The 17139-nt window shown below is 62.9% G+C and carries 16 protein-coding genes; 5 read left to right on the forward strand and 11 right to left on the reverse strand.

From position 1 onward, the window contains the following. From VFZ66_11615 to VFZ66_11635, 5 genes are all read right to left on the reverse strand, one after another. Window positions 1-533 (reverse strand): PAS domain S-box protein (locus tag VFZ66_11615; protein HEX6289834.1); only part of this gene is annotated, 533 nt, incomplete at its 3' end. A gap of 130 nt (window positions 534-663) precedes the next feature. Then, window positions 664-3177, reverse strand: coding sequence for a YfhO family protein (locus VFZ66_11620; GenBank protein HEX6289835.1), 2514 nt, complete (start codon window positions 3175-3177; stop codon window positions 664-666). 99 nt (window positions 3178-3276) lie between these two features. Then, a complete protein-coding gene (locus VFZ66_11625) occupies window positions 3277-3969 on the reverse strand; it encodes a class I SAM-dependent methyltransferase (GenBank protein HEX6289836.1) in 693 nt (230 codons plus the stop codon). Further along, window positions 3932-4702, reverse strand: coding sequence for a glycosyltransferase family 2 protein (locus VFZ66_11630; GenBank protein HEX6289837.1), 771 nt, complete (start codon window positions 4700-4702; stop codon window positions 3932-3934). Before VFZ66_11630 ends, VFZ66_11625 begins: the two co-directional genes overlap by 38 nt. A 119-nt stretch (window positions 4703-4821) precedes the next feature. Next, window positions 4822-5040: a hypothetical protein gene (locus tag VFZ66_11635; GenBank protein ID HEX6289838.1), complete on the reverse strand. Its 219-nt coding sequence runs from the start codon at window positions 5038-5040 to the stop codon at window positions 4822-4824. A gap of 231 nt (window positions 5041-5271) precedes the next feature. Between VFZ66_11635 and VFZ66_11640 the strand changes: the two genes are divergently transcribed. The 3 genes from VFZ66_11640 to VFZ66_11650 all read left to right on the forward strand — a co-directional run bounded on the left by VFZ66_11640 (window position 5272) and on the right by VFZ66_11650 (window position 7901). Beyond that, window positions 5272-5799 (forward strand): GNAT family N-acetyltransferase, encoded by a 528-nt coding sequence (locus VFZ66_11640; GenBank protein ID HEX6289839.1) that lies wholly within the window; start codon window positions 5272-5274, stop codon window positions 5797-5799. 103 nt (window positions 5800-5902) lie between these two features. Then, on the forward strand, window positions 5903-6265 hold the full coding sequence (locus VFZ66_11645) for a helix-turn-helix domain-containing protein (GenBank protein HEX6289840.1): 363 nt from the start codon (window positions 5903-5905) through the stop codon (window positions 6263-6265). Window positions 6266-6491: 226 nt separating this feature from the next. Continuing rightward, window positions 6492-7901: a hypothetical protein gene (locus VFZ66_11650; GenBank protein ID HEX6289841.1), complete on the forward strand. Its 1410-nt coding sequence runs from the start codon at window positions 6492-6494 to the stop codon at window positions 7899-7901. An 89-nt stretch (window positions 7902-7990) separates the two neighbouring features. On the opposite strand, the gene VFZ66_11655 is transcribed toward VFZ66_11650, so the two are convergent. Beyond that, on the reverse strand, window positions 7991-9028 hold the full coding sequence (locus tag VFZ66_11655; protein HEX6289842.1) for a hypothetical protein: 1038 nt from the start codon (window positions 9026-9028) through the stop codon (window positions 7991-7993). A gap of 249 nt (window positions 9029-9277) precedes the next feature. On the opposite strand from VFZ66_11655, the gene VFZ66_11660 reads away from it, so the two are divergent. Further along, window positions 9278-9868 (forward strand): sigma-70 family RNA polymerase sigma factor, encoded by a 591-nt coding sequence (locus VFZ66_11660; GenBank protein ID HEX6289843.1) that lies wholly within the window; start codon window positions 9278-9280, stop codon window positions 9866-9868. Window positions 9869-9951: 83 nt separating this feature from the next. Here the strand turns inward: VFZ66_11660 and dnaK are convergent, their stop codons facing one another. The 5 genes from dnaK to VFZ66_11685 form a co-directional block, all read right to left on the reverse strand. After that, window positions 9952-11829, reverse strand: a complete 1878-nt coding sequence (gene dnaK / locus VFZ66_11665) for a molecular chaperone DnaK (GenBank protein ID HEX6289844.1) — start codon at window positions 11827-11829, stop codon at window positions 9952-9954. Between the two features lie 364 nt (window positions 11830-12193). Continuing rightward, entirely contained in the window at window positions 12194-12946 is a 753-nt protein-coding gene (locus VFZ66_11670) for an ABC transporter ATP-binding protein (GenBank protein ID HEX6289845.1), read from the reverse strand. Between the two features lie 8 nt (window positions 12947-12954). After that, on the reverse strand, window positions 12955-13746 hold the full coding sequence (gene cbiQ / locus VFZ66_11675; GenBank protein HEX6289846.1) for a cobalt ECF transporter T component CbiQ: 792 nt from the start codon (window positions 13744-13746) through the stop codon (window positions 12955-12957). A 10-nt stretch (window positions 13747-13756) separates the two neighbouring features. Further along, window positions 13757-14776 carry an energy-coupling factor ABC transporter permease gene (locus tag VFZ66_11680; protein ID HEX6289847.1) on the reverse strand — a complete coding sequence of 340 codons (1020 nt, stop codon included), beginning with the start codon at window positions 14774-14776 and terminating at the stop codon, window positions 13757-13759. A 24-nt stretch (window positions 14777-14800) separates the two neighbouring features. Further along, window positions 14801-15232 carry a Fur family transcriptional regulator gene (locus tag VFZ66_11685; GenBank protein ID HEX6289848.1) on the reverse strand — a complete coding sequence of 144 codons (432 nt, stop codon included), beginning with the start codon at window positions 15230-15232 and terminating at the stop codon, window positions 14801-14803. Window positions 15233-15497: 265 nt separating this feature from the next. Here VFZ66_11685 and purF point away from each other — a divergent pair, with 265 nt between their 5' ends. After that, window positions 15498-16910 carry an amidophosphoribosyltransferase gene (purF, locus tag VFZ66_11690; GenBank protein ID HEX6289849.1) on the forward strand — a complete coding sequence of 471 codons (1413 nt, stop codon included), beginning with the start codon at window positions 15498-15500 and terminating at the stop codon, window positions 16908-16910. Window positions 16911-17139 lie beyond the last annotated feature (229 nt).

Consider the following 17139-nt stretch of genomic DNA (forward strand, 5'->3'; position numbering starts at 1 on the left):
GATAGCAGTTGTCCAACGCGATTGATCGTCTCGACCGTCTCTGTCTCTTCGTGCAGCCGAGCCTCCAACTGCTTGCGCTCGGTAATATCGACCGAAAAGCCAATAATGCCGATCAAACGTCCCGACTCGTCCTGGATCGGCGAGTCGCTGACCAGCACCGGAAACATCGTGCCGTCGCGGCGCTGGACATAAAATTCGCCTGACCAGGGCTTGCCCTCGCGCAGCCGCTCCATAATCTCGCTCGCGTGCGTTTGGAGCATGGCCGACGGTGTGACATCCAGAATATTACGTCCGTGTACTTCGGTGGCGGTCCAGCCGTAGAGCTTTTCGGCGAAGGGATTCCAGTAGACGATCATTCCGTCAAGATCCGTGGCGATTACCGCCTGCGCCACGGCATTCAACACCGATGCCTGGCTGCTCAGCATACGCTCGATCGGGTGGCGCTCCGGCTGGCACGCTTCCAGGTCGGCAACGCGCTGGCGCAAAGCGTGTACTTCCGCGATAAGCTGCTCTTTGGTCGTCGATTGGTCCATGATTACTCTCGCTCCACGTCAAGCTCGCCTGCCAATCGGCAGCTTATCCACAAGCTTTGTGAAGCACTATCGCTGATCCTTCGTCTGTCTGCCTGATTAACCAATTCGCTTCCCAGGAAACAACAGCCGTTCAGCGGCGCTGGAAGCGCCGCCCGCTGAGCGCGATGCCGCAGCCAAGCAGCGCCAGCCCGGTGATGCTCGCGCCCACCAGGGCCGACGTTGGGCGATAGGACATGCGGATCGTATGCGTGCCCGCAGGGACGACCAGCCCGCGAAAAAGATAGTTGGCGCGATAGATCGGCAGCTCGCGACCGTCGATCTCGGCGTGCCAGCCCGGAAACCACATCTCGCTCAAGACCAGGAAGCGCTCGCTGGTCGTCTGGGTATGGAGCCGCAGCTCGTTGGGCGATACGCGCTCAATCCGCACCTGAGCTGGTGAGTCGTCCGCTAGGCGCTGTGTCTGCTGCGCGCTCAGGCCGCCTTCGACGAGCGCCTGACGGGTTGCGTCGAATCCGGGCTGCCTGATCGCCGCCAGGATCACGCGCGCATCCGCGATCACGCTGACCCTGGGCACGAAATAGGCGCGCTCGTAGGGCGCGGGATTACGATAGATCCGGACGTGCTCGTTCTCAAAGACCTTGCGCCAGCTCGCGGTAGGATAGAGATCGGAGGCGGGCAGAAAGCTCTCCGGGCCAGGTTCGGGCACGAGCGCTAGCTGCGGCTGCACCAGCGCGTATTTAACGTTGAGCATACTCAGCAGGTGATTGTCCGGCTGAAGCAGCGCGGCATCGCCAAGAAAGCCGTACGATACGTCCTCGACCTCAGGGCCGAACAGCAGATCCGTGTAGCGGCGCGGCTGGAGCGAATTGAAGCCGTTGATGTCCTCGACGCCGTAGGGGATTGCCCAGCTGATCGCCAGTTGCGCCTGCGCCACCTCAGGCGGCAGCCGGTCGTCTTTGACAAACGATGCTGTCCGGAACGGTTCGGGCTCGCCGCGTAAAAAGGCGACGCTCTCCGGCACGCGCGCGAAGCTCTCAGGGCTGGTCGTCGGATTGAACGTCGCGGCAAAGCCGAGCATATCGATCGCGACGACCGCGATCAGCGCCGCGCCGCCGCGCCGGGTCACGCCCCGGCTGAGCCACCACAGCACGATCGTGCTGGCAAGCGCCAGCAGCAGCGGCATGTAGGCGTTGGCCTGATCGAGCTGGAGCGAGCGATCGAGCATGACGCGAAACATTGGGTTGCGCTGGGCGCTGGCAAAGCCCGACGCGCCGATGCCATTGGCGGCGATCAGCGATCCGGTGACGGCCAGCGCCAGCAGCGCTCCCGCGACGATCGGCAATCGGGCTGACGCGCGGCTGGCTGGACGGCTGTGCGCTGCCAGTCGCTCGACGCCGAACGCCGCCAGCGCCGCGAGCGCAAAGCAGCCGACCGCGACGGCGCGGGCATAGGCGCGCAGCTTGCCGATCGCGGGCAGCAGATAGATCAGCCGACCAAAGGGCGTGCTCGATCCCGCCGCGATCAGCAGCACCACCACCAGCACCAGGGTCAGCGCCAGCAGCCGCTCAGCCGGAAGCGGCTGTGTGTCGCCCGGCTGTGGATCGCCGCGCCGGGCCTGGCTCCACAGGCGTCTGAGATCGGCGATCCCGACTAGCGCCAGCGCCAGCGGCAGCAGCCCGACATACGCCAGACGCTCCCAGAGATAGACCTGCAGATCCCAGGCGGGCGCGGATTGCAGCCAGCTTGTGCGCAGGCCGCCGTAGCCGTACGGAAAGAGCCAGAGCAGCCAGTCGAAGCCGCTCAGCGATTGGAACGTGACGAACTCGTAGCTGGCATTGGCGGCGCGCGGCGAGAACGAGGCGAACTCGATCCAGGGCACGAGCTGAATCGCCGCGATGGCATAGCCCAACACGTAGATGCCACCCAGGAGCGCGAGCGGCTGGAATGTCTGCCAGCGCCGCCGCCGCCACTCGATGAGCATCAGCGTCAGGCAGTACACGCCCAGGCCCACGGCGGTGTAGATTGGGATCTGCGGGTGGCCCGCCAGCGCCTGCACGCCGACCAGCGCAGCGGCCAGCACGAACGATCGCCTATCCCGCGCTTGCAGCAGCCGCTCGACGCTCCAGAAGATCAGCGGGATCAGCGCCGCGCCAGCCATGATCGACAGATGTACGACGCGCGCCACCAGGAAGCCGTTGAACATATAGGCCAGCGCCGCGACAAACGCCGCCAGCGCGCCGAGGCGCAGGCGGCGCAGGTAGAGCCACATGCCCACACCCGCGATCGAGAATTGCAGCAGCACGACGACGGTGAGCGCGTAGATCGGCGGGAGCAGCCAGAAGAGCCAGTTGGGCGGGTAGAACATCGCCGTCTGGCCGTCGCCGAGCAGCGGAATGCCGCTAAACGCATACGGATTCCAGAGCGGCAGATGCCCGGCGCGCGTTATATCGACGATCAGCTTGTGGTAGGGGTAGAAGTAGTACTGAAGATCATGATGGTAGAAGACGCGGCGACCCAGCGCCTCCGCCCAGAAGAGCGCAAACGGCAGCAGCGCCAGCGCCAGCACCGGCCCGATCCCATGATGGCGCAGGCTGATCCGCCATGCGGCAAGCTCCCAATGTCGTGTTGCTAACTTCTCGCGCATACCTCGTTCAAATGTAGGAGTCAGGGGTCGGAGGTCAGGAAGAACAGCGCAATGCTCCCTTGCTCTCTGGTTCCCTCGTTCTTTCCCAGATCTTGGTTCCTAGCTCTTAGTTCTTGGCTCTCCGTTTCGTCTCCTCGCCACCAGCACCCACTGGAAGCCAAAGAGCCGTGGCGCGAGCAGCAGCGCCAGATGTTGCAGCCGCATCAGCGCGCCGAAGAGCGGATTGCCCTCGCCCTGCGGCCACAGCTCATCGAGCGGCACGCCGGTAGGCCGCGCCCGCACGACCTCAAGCCCGGCCCGGCACAGCATCTCGGTCGCGGTATCGAGCGTGTAGAAGTGCAGATGCGTCCGGTCGAGGATGCCGCGCTCCATCTGCGGGAACCGACCGAACAGCAGCATCAGGCGCACGGCCAGGTGCGCGACGTTCGGCAGCGAGATAATAAAGAGCGCGTCGTCGGCGGCCACGTGGCGCAACTGCCGGACGACGGCTTCGGGATCGACGGTATGCTCCAGCACGTCGGCGCAGACGATCACGCGGTACGTTCTGGCAGGCAGCGCGGCGTCTTCGATGCTTGAGGCAAAGACTCGGCGATAAAACGGCTGCGCGTGCTCGGCCCACTGCGGGTTCGGCTCGACCGCGTCGATCATCAGCGAGCTATCGCGCAGCAGTTGACCTAAAAAGCCCTGGGCCGCTCCTACATCCAGGATTGGACTACAGCCCAGGCGTCGTACGAGCGTCGCTATTTGCTGATGGCTACTTTTTGGGTCGCGATGCAAGCGGTAGTGCAGCATTCATTCTCCAGCGGTAGAGTAGCGCGAACTTAAGCGTTTCGCGGATGCAGTTGATGGCGTAGGGAATGCCGTTGACGTGGCAGATCTCGTCGCCGTAGTAGGTGGGGATCGGCACTTCCTGGATGCGGTAGCCGCGCTTCAAGAACTCCAGAATAATCTGTGTATCGAAGTGCCAGTTGGTAGTAAGCCCATCCAGCGGGATCGTGTTCAGCGCATGGACCGAGTAGGCCCGGTAGCCGGAGTGAAACTCGCTCAGCCGCGTGCCGCTCAGCCGGTTTTCGATCCAGGTCAGGATCTTGTTGCCGACGTATTTGTATAGCGGCATGTTGCCTCGAAGCGCCGCGCCCGGTATCAGCATGCGCGAGCCCATGACCATCTCGGCCTTGCCGGTTTCGAGCGGCGTGAGGAGCTCCTGCATCACTTCGGGAGCGTACTGGCCGTCGCCGTGGAGCAGCACGACGATGTCGAGGCCACGCTCGATCGCATACTGATAGCCCCGGCGCTGATTACCGCCGTACATCAGGTTGACGGGATTCCGATAGATCGAGAGTTTGCCCTGCGATATATGCTGCTGGTACTCCTTGCCGACCTCGAATGTGCGATCATGGCTCGCGTCGTCGAACACAAAAATTTCTTCAACCTTCGCCATGATGTCGGGTGGAATGCGCTTAAGCACGCTTTGCAGCGTCGACTCGGCGTTGTATGCGACCACAAGTATCCCAATCCGGGCCATACCTGCTCCCATCATTGCTGTAATTATTCATCAGGCGCGTCGCCCCAGGACGACCAGCGCTCTGCACACATTATAGCCGGAATACATGAGCGTGCGGTCGCGCCACTCCACCTGGGGGCCTACGCCGAATGCGAAGCCCCATTGCTGCGCTGCTGCTTCGCGTACATGCCGCCGAGCAGCACGATCAGCGCAAGTGGCCGGATGAGCTGTGAGAGCAGTTTGAAGCCGAACACTCGTAGTGTCAGCGGCCCGGCAATTGCCGCGAGGACGATATAGCTGTAGTCGTGGTTTGAGATCTCGGCAAGCTGATCTAAGATTGGCAGATCTTGCAGGTTCATAGACGACTCCTTGAAGCACGTGTTCGGCGAACGGTCGTCTGTCTTTCCTGCAAGCTGCGTGCCGCTCCTTCGGCGGCTGCTTCCAGCGCTACTTGTCGCGGGTTGTACACTGGTAAAGGGCCGAAAGAACAAAAGAACAAGGGAACATAGAGCCAGGGAAAGAACAGAAGGCAAAGGGCTGGAGACTTGAAACTTGGAACTTGAAGCTCGAAGCTCGAAGCAGAGGAGGCTATGTCAGATCTGCATCATCCGATCCGGATTCGCTCGTGTGTGGCCGATGATGCCGCCGCGTTTCGTGATCTGCGCCTTGAAGCGCTGCGATCACAGCCTGAGGCATTTAGCGCCGACTATGCCACAGATGAGCAGGAGCCGCTCTCGTTTTGGGCCGAGCGAGCCAGCCATACCGCCGACGATCCTGAGCAGACGATCTACTTTGCCGCAGCCGATGAGACGCTGGTCGGGATGTGCGGGATTCGCCTGGGATTCTCGCCGAAAACTCGTCACAGCGCGATCATCTGGGGCGTGTATGTGCGGCCTCCCTGGCGTGGGCAGCGCCTTGCCGATCGGTTGATTGCCGCCAGCCTGGCCTGGGCCGAGCAGCGGCAGGTGCAGGTGGTCAAGCTGGCCGTGGTGACAACCAACATCGCCGCGATTCGCTGCTATGCCCGCTGTGGCTTTACAACCTATGGCGTCGAGCCTCAGGCAATCTGCTACGACGGCCAGTGCTACGACGAGCTGCTCATGGCGCGACGACTCTGAATTGTCGCGCTGGAGCATGGATTGCCGGCCTGACAGCGTGGCAAATTTCTTGCCTGGCTACTTACTTTGTGTTAGCATGCATCTGTAAGATTAGGTAACGTGTATGAGTAATAACGAGCTTCATCTGTGTCCAAAATACGAGAAAGCGGTCGAGTTGCTGGGCAAGCGCTGGACCGGTTTGATCCTGCGCGTGCTGTGCAACGGCCCGACGACGTTCAGCAAGATCGCCAAAACCGTCGATAAGCTCAGCGACCGCGTCTTATCCGAGCGCTTGAAAGAGCTTGAGCAGCGGGGCGTGGTCCAGCGGCGCGTCGATCCGACGATTCCCGTCAAGATCGAGTACAGCCTGACCGAGAAAGGCCGCGATCTGCAACGGGTGCTGGATGCGCTGCATACCTGGGCCGATCGCTGGGAGACTGTGGAGCCGAGCCCGCGCGAATCGGCATCCAAGGTATCGTCGACCTGATCGTCGCGCTCGGTTGCTCGGTGTCGCTGCCGCGCGGCATTGGCCTGCTCTACACTGTGCCCCTCCGCTTCCTCATGGCCTTCCATTGACGCCTCCGCTTTATCCTGCTTTGTGCTGAGCGCCGGATCGCTACGCTTTGCGGCATGCCTCGCTGGTCCATATCTTGCCTGCTCACCTCCACAGGCGCAAAGGCTGCGCGCATGACGTGGCGCGAGAGGAGCGGAGCATGCGCAAGCAGAACACGCGACAGGTGCAGATCTGGCTGATGCTCCTCATGGTGCTCAGCGCGGTGCTGTTGGGCTTTCTCATCGTCTGGCTGGTCGGTGGTCAGATGCCTGCTGGCTGGTCGCGCCGACAGATCGTGCTGGGCGCAAGCGACGCCACGAGCACCGCAGCGCCTACGCCTCGATCGGTGCAGGCCCGCGCCACTGATGAGCTACTCCCGACGCCGACATTTGTGCCGGTGACGGCTGAGACGCTGCCGCCATCACCGGAGCCGCCGACCGAAGCTCAGCCAACGCCGACGCTCGCGCCACCACCCCCGACCGAGGTGCCGCCGACGCTCGCGCCGACACGACCACCAGATCCGATTGTTCCTCCAACCCAGCCGCCGCGACCGCCTGTGCCGGTGACAGGCTCGCGCGTTCGTCTGGAGGATGGGGCGTGGCAGGGGAGCTATCGGCAGGCACGGGGCTACGCCGGGCGCAGCGCAACCTGGATCTACGGCACGGGCACCCCGTACCACACGATGCAGGCGCGCTTCACGCTGGAGGCGCCGCCGCAGGGCACGGCGCAGCTCAGCGTCGAGGGCATGGACTCCGAGGACCGGACCAAGACGCCGATCGAGATCGCGGTCAACGGCACGCCGATCTACCGAGGACCGAACCCGCTGCCCAACGACGACCAGCCGCTGGCAACGGGCACCTGGGCGACGCAGCGCTGGACGTTCGACGCGGGGCTGCTGCGCGCGGGCGAAAACACGATCCGCATCCGCAACCTGGCGCCGGGCCAGTTCGGCCTGCCGCCCTTCTTCATGCTCGACTACGCCGACGTAGTGTTTGGTGCAGCGTCCAATCCGCCCGCCGCGCCTGAGCCGACGAGCGTTCCTTCCCCGCCAACGCCGGAGCCGACAAGCGCTCCAGAGCCAGCGCCGCCAACGCCGGAGCCGACAAGCCCACTGCCACCTGAGCCGTCGACAGGTACGAGCAGGCAGATTCGCCTGGAGGATGGGGCGTGGCAGGGGGGCTATCGGCAGGCGCGGGGCTACGCCGGGCGCAGCGCAACCTGGATCTATGGCACGGGCACCCCGTACCACACGATGCAGGCGCGCTTCACGCTGGAGGCGCCGCCGCAGGGCACGGCGCAGCTTAGCGTCGAGGGCATGGACTCCGAGGACCGGACCAAGACGCCGATCGAGATCGCGGTCAACGGCACGCCAATCTACCGAGGACCGAACCCGCTGCCCAACGACGATCAGCCGCTGGCAACGGGCACCTGGGCGACGCAGCGCTGGACGTTCGATGCGGGGCTGCTGCGCGCGGGCGAAAACACGATCCGCATCCGCAACCTGGCGCCGGGCCAGTTCGGCCTGCCGCCCTTCTTCATGCTCGACTACGCGGATGTCTCCGTGCCGTAGTGCGGCAGGCGAACCAACATATCCGGAAATAAGCAAACAGCGCGGCAGATCATGTCCGATCCGCCGCGCTGTTCTTTGTGAGGGAGGGCTTAGCCGACAGCAGCCTGCGCCACCGTCGTGCCCGGTGTGGTCGAGAGGACGAACTCGCCGGAGCGGCCAATCGCGATATGTTCCGGCCCGCAGCCTGGCGGCAGCAGCTTGGCTGCCTGAACCGCACGCTCAAGCGCGCGCTTATTGTCGAAGCCCAGCGCGTCGAGGATCGGGTTGGCGACGGAGCGGCCATGCTTCAGCGGCGTGTACATCCTGGTGCGCTCCAGCGCCGCCTTAAGATCGTCGGCGTTGGGGATCAAATAGAGCGCGGGCATGTTGAAGCCGCTGAAGACCCTGAAGATCATATCCAGCGTCTCGGCGGGCAGGTACTTCTTATAAATATCGACCAGCCGCAGGAACATCGCATGGTGCGCGATCTCGTCTTTGGCGACGATGTTGAACGCCGCAGCAGCGCCGTACTGCTTGCCGCGCCTGCGCTCCTCATCGGTCGGCTTCTCGGGCAGGCCATAGTCGGCGCGAATACGCTTGCGCAGCTCATCGTAGTTGAAGAAGGTGGCGCGCTCCTGCACCATAGCATAGACGGCTGTGCCCATCGGCGTATCGAGGCCCGGATGATTCTCGCGCATAGTCCAGCGATGCGCCGATACTTTGTCGCGGTACTCGCGGATCTGCGCCTCGGTGCGCACGCCTGAGTGGAGCAGCACCAGATGCCACGACTCGGCGTGCTTGGCCTCTTCCATGCCCCAGACAAGCTGAATATTCCGCCGCTCGCGGTCGCCGCGAACGATATTGATCGCATCCTCGACATAATCGCCGACGTAATCTTCGATGCCAAGGAAGCTCTCGATCATCGTGATCGTGTCGGGCGACAGCATATGACCGCGCTCACGCATCTCGTCAAGCGGTAGATCATCCCAGGGAAACCAGTTGCGGGTTTTTACGGCTTTGCGGAAGTAGTCGATATATGCCACGCGCACTTCTTCCTGGATTGCCCGAAGCCGCGCGTCGCGCGTCCAGGGACCGGTAATATAGTGCGGATGGTCTACGCCATTCGAGAATGGTTCTGCTATCGTCATGATTGCTCCGTGATTGCACCCGCTCCGGTTCGTTTGGCGGGAGCGGTGCGATTAACATTATGTATTGTACCAGCAAGGCAGATTTATGCTTTTCCACGAAGAGTCGATCGACTCCTCACTAATACGGTACGGAAATTGCAAGCCCATCGGATCATTGAGCATACGACGAAATTTGGGTTGCTGCGGGTTATCAAAAATACGTTAGAATAGAGGATAATCGTAGAAGTGTCGTACAGCATGCGGTCTGAAATGTCATCACAATCCATCCCAGAACTCGACGACGAGATCTTGCTGCAACTGATCTGTAGCCATGATGAGTCGGCCTTGTCATCGCTGTACGAGCGCTACGCGCGGCTGCTCTACAGCATCGCGCTGCGTATCACGGACGATCGCGCGGCTGCCGAGGAAGTGCTGCAAGATGTGTTTCACTCCGTATGGCATCGCGCCACCACGTTCCGACCCTCGGCGGGCTCGGTTTCGTCCTGGCTCTCCGGCATCGCGCGCAACCGGGCGATCGACGAGGTGCGCTCTCGCTGGCACCGGGCACGTGAGCTTGAGATCCCGCTCGATTACCTGCCCGATCTGAGCGGCGCCGTCGAGCGCGGCCTGGATCATCTTGCGGTCCTGCGCGCCGATCTGCGCAACGCGCTTAGCTCGCTGCCCTTGCTCCAGCGCCAGGCGATCGAGATGGCCTATTTCGGCGGTTTTTCGTCTAGTGAGATCGCGGCGCAGCTCAACGAGCCGATCGGGACGATCAAAGGGCGGCTGCGCCTGGGCATGGAGAAGCTGCGCCAGACGCTCACGACGTTTATGGACCCCGACGAGGATCTGAGCATCTAGCGCTGCTCGGAGTGCTGATCCTCAATACACAAACAGGGCGCGGGGTTCAGACCCGCGCCCTGTCGCCTATCCGGGAAGATCAGCTACTCGACGGTGTACTCGCCCTCGACGACGCCCTCGTCCTTGCCGCCGCGCTGCTGCTGGTCCGCGCCGTCGGTGCCCTGACCGTAGGCCGCCTGACCGATCTGCATCAGCGCCTGCTGCAACTCCTGCATGCCGGAGCGCATCGCGTCCTCGTCCTCGCGGCTGATCGCGTCGCGCAGCGTGCTGATCAGCCCCTCGACCTGGCTCTTCTGATCCGCCGAAACCTGCTCGCCCAGGTCTTGCAGCGTCTTCTCGGCCTGGTAGGCCATGTTGTCGGCCTGGTTCTTGAGCTCGATCCGCTCGCGGCGGGCCTTGTCCTCAGAAGCGTGCAGCTCGGCGTCGCGCACCATCCGATCGATGTCCTGCTTGTTCAGGTTGGTGCTGGCCGTGATCGTGATCTTCTGCTCCTTGCTGGTCGCCTTGTCCTTGGCCGAGACGTTCAAGATGCCGTTGGCGTCGATGTCAAATGTGACCTCGATCTGCGGCACGCCGCGCGGCGCGGGCGGAATGCCCTCCAGACGGAACTGGCCCAGCAGCATGTTGTCGTTCGCCATCTCGCGCTCGCCCTGGAAGACCTTGATGTCCACCGCTGTCTGGCCGCTCTCGGCGGTCGAGAAGATCTCGCTCTTGCGCGTCGGGATCGTCGTGTTGCGCTCGATCAGCTTGGTCATGATCCCGCCCAGCGTCTCAACGCCGAGCGACAGCGGCGTCACGTCGAGCAGCAGCACGTCCTTGACCTCGCCGCCCAGCACGCCCGCCTGGATCGCCGCGCCGATCGCCACCACCTCATCGGGGTTCACGCCACGGTTCGGCTCCTTGCCCGTCAGCTTGCGCACAAGCTCCTGCACCACCGGCATACGGGTGGAGCCACCGACCAGCACGACCTCGTCGATCTGGTTGGACTTCAGCCCGGCGTCGCGGAGCGCCTGGTTGAACGGGCCTTTCAGCCGCTCGGTCAGGTCTGCCGTCAACTGCTCGAACTTGGCGCGCGTCAGGTTCATCTGCAAGTGCTTCGGGCCGGACGCATCCGCCGTGATAAACGGCAGGTTGATCTCGGTCTGCGGCGTGCTCGACAGCTCGATCTTGGCCTTCTCGGCGGCCTCTTTGAGCCGCTGGAGCGCCTGACGATCCTTGGACAGGTCGATGCCCTGATCCTTGCGGAACTCGTCGACGATCCAGTTCACGATGCGCTGATCGTAGTCGTCGCCGCCCAGGTGCGTATCGCCGGAGGTTGACTTGACCTCGACCACGCCCTCGCCGACCTCCAGCACCGATACGTCAAACGTACCGCCGCCCAGGTCGAAGACCAGGATCGTCTCGTCGGCCTTCTTATCCAGGCCGTAGGCCAGCGCCGCCGCCGTCGGCTCGTTGATGATGCGCAGCACTTCCAGACCGGCGATCTGGCCCGCGTCCTTGGTCGCCTGGCGCTGCGAGTCGTTGAAGTAGGCCGGAACCGTGATCACGGCCTGCGTGACTTTCTCGCCCAGATACGCCTCGGCATCGGCCTTGAGCTTCTGGAGCACCATCGCCGAGATCTCCTGCGGCGTGTACTCCTTGTTCATGACCGGGATCTTCACGCGGGCATCGCCGCGCGGCCCCTTGCCGACCTGATACGGCACCATCTCGCGCTCGGTGCCAACCTCGTCGATGGTATGGCCGATGAAGCGCTTGATCGAAAAAACGGTATTCTCAGGATTGATGGTTGCCTGGCGCTTGGCCGTCTGCCCGACAAGCCGCTCGCCGTTCTTGGTAAATGCAACGACCGATGGGGTTGTCCGACCACCCTCGGCGTTCGCAATGACCACCGGATCACCGGCCTCCATCACCGCGACGACCGAGTTGGTCGTTCCCAGGTCGATACCAACAATCTTAGGCATGAGTATCTCCTCTGCAAGTACGATTGTGCGCGCGTCGGCGCAACGTCTAGGTAGAAGTTTACTCATAGTACACTAGAAACGTATATGAAGAGTGTTAGCGTTGTGTTAGAGGAAAAATTTAGAACCAAGAACCGGTGGAACGGAACAAGGGAACAATGGGACGAGCGACTTGTCTCCCCGCTCCTATGCCGCAGGCGATGGGAGAGGGGGGTGCCCTCTGGGCCCGGGGTGAGGGCCAAGAACCAAGATCGAGAATCGGCCAAGGCGAACATTCATGTGCTCTATGGTAATAACTACAATAGTGTTCACGTTACCTCAAGGGTTACTGTCGTCTGATGCCCCAGCGTTATACAATACAGATAATTTAAGGCATCTCCAGACCATACCGCTCAAGCAGCGCGTCGTCGCTCAGGATCGCGTCCGTGGGGCCGTCATGCGCCACGCGACCATCGGCCAGAATCACGGTGCGCGGGAAGACTTCGGCGGCCATCCGCAGATCATGCGTGGAGACGAGCATCGTCTGGGGGAGCGCACGAAGCAGCTCGATCAGGCCCCGCCGGGCACGTGGATCGAGGCCCGCCGATGGCTCGTCGAGCGCCAGCACGTGCGGCTCCATCGACAGCACGGTAGCGACCGCGACTCGCTTGCGCTGGCCCAGGCTCATGTGATGCGGCATGCGATCCTCAAAGCCGCTCATGCCCACCTGATCAAGCGCCCAGGCCACGCGCGCGCGCACCTCGGCTTCGTCCAGGCCCATGTGCAGCGGCCCGAACGCCACATCATCGAAGACTGTCGGCGAGAAGAGCTGATCGTCGGGATCTTGAAAGACCAGCCCGACCAGCGCCCGGATCTTGCGCAGCGTCGCGCGCCGCACCTCGATCCCGGCGATACGCACGCCGCCGTCGAGCGCGCCGAGCACGCCGTTGAGATGGAGCAGCAGCGTGGACTTCCCCGCGCCGTTCGGCCCGACCAGCGCCACCTTTTCGCCAGCCTCGATCGTCAGCATGACATCTTGGAGCGCTACCCGTCCGTCGGGGTAGGCGAAGGATACCTCGTTGAGGGCGACCGCCTCGGATGCGATGTGCAGCGCGGGCAGCTCTAGCTCATGAATCGCCATACGTTTCGCTATCCCAAAAAGGCTTGCGCCGTGATAATCGCCAGCACGACACCGCCGCCGACCCCAAACCACAGATCGCGCCGACCGATGGCCTGCGCGCGCAGCGTGTGCAGCTCGCCGGTATAGCCGCGTGAGAGCATCGCCACGTAGATCCGCTCCGAGCGCTCGAAGGCTCGCAAAAACAGCGTTCCCACCAGTCGGCCTGTCACCTGTGCCCGCCACAGCAGCGATCCGCCACCCGATCCTTCAAGCGCCGCCGAGCGACACTCGCGGGCACGCAGCAGCCGCTGCGCCTCGTCCACCAGAATGAATAGGTAGCGATACATGAACGACAGCAGCGCGACGATGATCCTGGGCATGCGCAGCGCTTGCAGCGCCCGCAGCACCTCCAGAAAATGCGTCGTCGCCGTCAGCAAGAGCGCCGCCTGCATCGACAGCCAGGATTTCCAGATGATCGTCGTGAAGCGCAGCAGACCGGCATCCGTCGCCGTCAGCGTGGCAAAGCCCAGCGGCAGCTCGAAGAGCGGGCGGCCCGGCACGCTGAAGATCAGCGTCACGACGACGGCTAAGAACGGCAGCGCCAGCAGCGAGCGCCGGAGAATGGTGAGCAGCCCCACGCCGGAGACGACGATCGCCGTCCAGATCAGCACGGTCAGCGCCAGCAGCGCCAGCCACGCGCCGATCGGCATCAGCGCGGCGCAGACGATGATCGCGACCGTCAGCACGAGCTTGACCCGCGCATCCAGCCCGTGGATCGCGCTCGAACCGGCGATATAGCGATCGAGAAATTGCTGTGTCATGCTCTTCTCGTCAGGAAGTCGTGATCGACTTGGTGGCCCGCGTCTCGGCTCGGCGTCGCCGGATCAGCAGCGCGCTGCCGTAGCCGAGCGCCACGACGATCAGCACGCCGACCAGCCCGGCCAGGATCGTCGAGAGGCCGCCCCCGACGCCAGGGATCGTGTAGTCGGGCAGCAGGCCAACCGGCGATCCGGCGCTCAGCCCGCTGGAACCGCCGCCCAAGGTTTGCAGCGCCCACTCCAGGCCATCGGGCGCGGACGAGGCGAACGGCGACAGCAGCGCCATGATCCCCGCGATGCCAAGGCCGAAGCCAAGGATCTTGCGCGTCGAAAGTGGCCGCGACGTGCCGCGCATCTCGTCGGCGATCCAGGCTGGCAGGATGTCTGGCCGTGTCGCCAGCAAGAAGGAGAGCGCCGCCGCCGTGATCAATCCCTCGCCGACGCCGATCAGCATATGCACGCCAATCATCGTCGGCAGGACCAGCGACGCGGGATAGGCGCTCGAAGCGATCAGTTGCAGCGAGGTCATCGTGGCCGAGAGCACGACCGTCAGCCAGGCCGCGATGAAGCTTGAGCCTACCAGCCCCCATGCTCTGCGCCCGATGATCCGCAGCAGGATGTAAAACACAGCGCCGCCGCTCATCGCGGTGAGCACGCCCATGTTAAAGATATTCGCACCCATCACGACGATGCCGCCGTCCTGAAAGAGCAGCGCTTGCAGCGCGACCACACAGGTCATCACCAGCACGCCCGCCCACGGCCCCAGCACGATCGCTGCGAGCGCGCCGCCAAGCAGGTGCCCGGATGTGCCCCCGACGATCGGAAAGTTGAGCATCTGCGCCGCGAAGATACATGCTGCCATCACGCCCATCAGCGGCACCTGGCGATCGTCGAGTGCTTGCTCGGTGCGCCGTACCGCCCAGCCTACGGACGCGACCGTCAGCAGCCAGAAGAGCGCTGATACCGGAAGCGACAATAATCCATCGGAGATGTGAAGCGCCAGCACCAGCGATCGAACCAGGGTTTCCAGCATATCTGCCTCCGCCAAGAGCTATCGTTATTCGGGAAGCGCCGCCCGGCACTGCGCGCAGCGCCCAAAGATTGCGACATGGTCGGGATCGGCCTCGAAGCCGTAGTGCTCCAAAATATGCGCTTGCAGCTTTTCGATCACGTGATTGTCGATCTGCATCTCGGTGCCGCACGCCTTGCAGATCAGATGGTGATGATCGGCCTCGGTAGCGTACTCGTACTCAAGCCGGTCTTTGCCGACATCGATCTTGCGCAGCAGCCCGACCTGATGCAGCCATTGCAGCGTGCGATAGACCGTCGCCAGATTGATCTCAGGATGCTGCCGCGATACCTCGGCGTAGATCTGATCGGCGGTCAGATGTTGCCCGCTATCGCGCAGCACGTCGAGGATCAGCATCCGCTGACGGGTCAGCCGATACCCTTGTTTCCGTAGCGTTTGAATATCGTTTGAATGATTCATACTGCGCCGTCAGGCCGGGGGCGTCCCCGGCCGTTTCCTCTCTGATGCAGAGTCGCCTGTACGCTTTTCCGAGTAGGTTCTTTAGATTCTGCAATGCCGCTTATTGCAAATAGTTGCAATAAGCAGTGTAGTCAAATTTGCGCGTCGTGTCAATCGGGTAAGCAAAGCCGGGGCTGATTCAGTGCAGCGAGCCGATCTGCGGCGGAGGGCAAAAAAGCGTCTGGTATAATACTCAGGGACTCGTCTTCAGCGAGGGAAAAAGGTAATGTTTGGTGATCATCCACATGAGGAGTGCGGGGTCTTCGGGATCTATGCCCCCGGCGAGGACGTAGCGCGCCTCACGTTTTTTGGGCTGTATGCCTTGCAGCATCGCGGACAAGAGAGCGCGGGCATCGCTGTGTCCGACGGCAAGAAGATCAACGCCCACAAGCAGATGGGTTTGGTCGCGCAAGCCTTTGACGAGCAATCTCTGGAGCCGCTCAAAGGCCATATCGCGATCGGACATACCCGTTATTCGACCACAGGCTCTTCATTGATCGCAAACGCGCAACCCTTCACGATGGAGTCCTATCTCGGCCCGCTGGCGCTCGCCCATAACGGCAATCTTACCAACGCGGCACAGCTTCGTACCCAGGTGCTCAAGCGTGGCGTCGGCCTGACCTCGACATCCGATAGCGAGGTCGCGACGATGGTGCTGCTCGGCGGCGACGGGCCGCACTGGTCCGACCGCATCGAGCATTTTATGGATTGTGCCGAGGGCGCGTACTGCCTGACGATCCTGACCAAAGATGGCCTCTACGCGGTGCGCGATCCGCTTGGCCTGCGTCCGCTGTGCCTCGGCAAGCTGGGCGATAGCGGCTGGGTCGTCGCCTCCGAATCCTGCGCGCTCTCGACGATCGGTGCGGACTGGATTCGCGACATCGAGCCGGGCGAGGCCGTGATGATCGACGAGCAGGGGCCGCACACGATCGCACGGCATCCAGCGCCCCGGTCGGCGCTCTGCCTCTTCGAGTACATCTATTTTGCGCGTCCCGACAGCATGCTCCAGGATCAGCTGATCCACTCGGTGCGCATGGAGCTGGGCCGCGAGCTGGCGCGCGAGTCGGCGGTCGATGCCGATGTGGTGATGGGCGTGCCCGACTCGGCCACACCTGCGGCGATCGGCTATGCCCAGGAGTCGGGGCTGCCTTACACCGAGGGGCTGATCAAAAACCGCTACATCGGGCGCACGTTCATTCAGCCCGACGATCGGCTGCGCAAGCAGGGTGTGAAGCTCAAGTTCAATCCGCTGTCGAGCACGCTGGCCGGCAAGCGCGTGATCCTGGTCGACGACTCGATCGTGCGCGGCAACACCAGCGGCCCGATCGTGCGGCTGCTGCGCGAGGCCGGAGCGACGGAAGTGCATGTGCGCGTGTCGTCGCCGCCGATCCGCCACCCATGCTTTATGGGCGTGGACATGGCGACGTATCCCGAACTGATCGCGCACCGCATGTCGGTGCCTGAGATTCAGGATTATATTCAGGCCGACTCGCTGGCGTATCTCTCATATGAGGGATTGCTGCGCGCGACAGGCCGCGATCCCAAGTCGTTCTGCGGCGCGTGCTTTACCGGCAAGTATCCCATTCCCAACTTCGATCCGGCCCGGCGCGACGAGATCAAGCTGGTCTTTGAGGAGTAAAGCGCGGCGGGCAGATCGAACGAATCGTTCGGGGCGTATTGATGATGTTTGAATCGTGATGCGGGATACGGGTGTACGGGCGTATGGCATACGCCCCAGGTCGTGATCATGAGGTTTGAACGGGCGTGATACATCACGCCCCTACGATCCGAAATCCCGATTAATTCGTTAACCTTCGTCAATACGTCTCTACACCTGCCTGATTGTCGCTTCTGGCTTCAACCTCTGC

The organism is Herpetosiphonaceae bacterium (genome assembly GCA_036374795.1).
Lineage (GTDB): Bacteria > Chloroflexota > Chloroflexia > Chloroflexales > Kallotenuaceae > LB3-1.